The organism is Fibrobacter sp. (assembly GCF_017545445.1).
GTDB lineage: Bacteria > Fibrobacterota > Fibrobacteria > Fibrobacterales > Fibrobacteraceae > Fibrobacter.
This window is the reverse complement of record NZ_JAFWOM010000109.1, coordinates 1-2,411: the sequence shown is the minus strand read 5'-3', so window position 1 is coordinate 2,411 and position 2,411 is coordinate 1. Positions and strand designations below refer to the sequence as shown.

The 2,411-nt window shown below is 47.2% G+C and carries 1 pseudogene; it reads right to left on the bottom strand.

Going from position 1 to position 2,411, the window contains the following annotated elements:
* Positions 1–232: 232 nt before the first annotated feature.
* Positions 233–2,411, bottom strand: a pseudogene (locus IKG78_RS12295) (hypothetical protein); the annotation flags it as partial.

The following is a 2,411-nucleotide window of genomic DNA, read 5'->3' as shown; positions in this document are numbered from 1 at the left end:
TGGTTGACCATCGAATCAACGAAATCATCAGAAGCCCTATCAAGCTTCTTCTGCGCCTCTTGCTGAATCTTGAAAACCTTGTAATCGAACTGCGACTTGGTTTCCTTGAAACGTTCTACTGCGTTGCTTGCCATTGCTCTTTCCTTTCTCGATTTGCCATAGCGTTTCGACTGAAATACGCCTGAAACCGATTATAAACCATCATTTAACGCATTACAACAACAAATTTCAACTAACGCGCCGCACGTGCGTAAAGCGTTGCATTGTACTTCGTGACGCGATTGACGTATTTCTTTTTCGAAAACTCCAACGCGCCCTGCTCTTTCAAAATCGAAATAACGCGAGTAGTCACAAGGCGCGATTTGCAACGGTCGTAGAAATCATCATACGAAATGAAAATACCGTTTTTCTTTCGCTCTTCGACTATGTACGCCGCCGCCTTATCGCCAACGCCCTTTATCTCGCTCAAACCCTGCTGTATGACTTCCTCGCCATCGCATTTGCGCAAACGCGCATTCTCCGTTGAATAATTCACATGTGGCAGGAAAATAACAGCACCATCCATAACGGCCTTTTCGCAGAACTGACGATACTGCTTATCGTCTTTTGCGAACTTCAATTTCGCGAACCAATAATGCATCGGGTAATAAACCTTGTAATACATTTCCTCTACGGAAATAAGGCTGTACCCGGTTGCATGACCTTGATTGAACGTGTAGCCGAACATCTTTTCAAACATTTCGCTTGCCTCAGCCTTTGTAACGCCGTTTAAGACCGCATTAGACAAGAACTTGTCTCTTAGTTCGGCAATTCGCCTTTCGCGCTTCTCAGCGCCTCCTACGCCGTGCGCTTGCGCCGCCGTGTGCTTTAGAATCTTCATGACCTCATCGGCTTCGCTCCATTCAAAACCGCCGATATTCACGCATACCAACATCACCTGCTCTTGGTAGACAATCGTTCCATACGTGTTGCCCGTGTATTCGAAAAACGGCGATTTCTCATCAACGCCATTGCGCTTGTTCTCCGCATACTGCGCGGGCATTCCCTGAGATAACGGCGCTGGTCTGTTCATAGCGCTTGCCGCGCACACATCTTCGAAGCAATCGCATTCTATATCGCTTAGAATCTCACGCGCCGTTTTGGATTCGAACTGAAAAATACCGTCAGTGTTTCCTTTTCGGAATTCCTCGAAAATTCGCGGGTCTTTCGTCGCTTCGTAGAAATCAACCGTAACGCCCGTGCTTTCGCGCAAGTTGGCAATCGATTCTTCCGTTTTCAAACCGAGAATATCGAACTTAACGAGATTGATTGAATCCAAATCGTTCAAATCGTAAGCCGTGTACACATCGTCCGACTTATCGACGCGCAAAGCCGTGTATTGCAAGATATCGCCATCGGTGACGGCAACGCCCGCTGCATGTGTTCCGATGAAACGAACCTTGCGATACATCTTTGTGAAATGGGTGATAATGCCATCGTACAAGCCATCATAGCGCCTCACAGACGCATCTAGCGCCTTTAGCTTATCCTCGTCTATTTCTTCCGTTTCGGGGTCTAAGAACGAGCGACAGAACGATTTGATACCGCTCAACTCCGATTTATCGACAACGAATTTTTCCTTGCCCGTTTCCTCGTCAACCTGAACAGCGCCGACCCCGCAAACCTTGGCTAAATCGTTTAACAGGTTATCGACCTTGTAAAGCCCATAGGACGCGATTCTAGCAGCCTTGCCCTCGTATGCCGTGCAAATATGCGTAATGACCTCATGACGGCGCGACGGCATGAAATCCAAATCGATATCGGGCAAACCCGATTTATCGAAACGCAGGAAACGCCTAAAATCCAATCCGAAATACAGAGAATCAACCTCAGTTATTTTGAGCGCATATGCCACAAGGCAATTGCAAACGGAACCGCGCCCCGGCGCAACCGCAATCCCCTGTTCCTTTGCCCAGTTGACGTAATCGGCAACGATAAGGAAATAATCGCCGAAACCGTGATACTTGATAACTTTCAATTCTTCCTTGCAGCGTTCGATATATGCCTTTTCGTATTTACCGCGCTCTTTCAAACCCGCAATGACGCGCTTTTTCAAAACATCGAAACTATCGCCCTTCGCGCCCTTGACTTTCGGCAACAGCAACGGCAAATCATCCAAATAGCAATCTTCGCACTTCTCTTCTATTTCATCCAAGTTGGCGTACATTTCACGCGCAAGAATCTTCGTTTCGTTCGTTCCGAAATCGCCCTTGTGCATCTTGTAGAAACGTCTGCGCATTTCATCGTATTCGGGCATATAGCGTTCGTTATACGTTCCTTCGACCCATTCACTGCTATGACCTGCGATTTCATGCATTTTCAAATACGTATCGAAATCGCCCTTGAAAGCCCTGTGCGAATCGCTCGTTAGA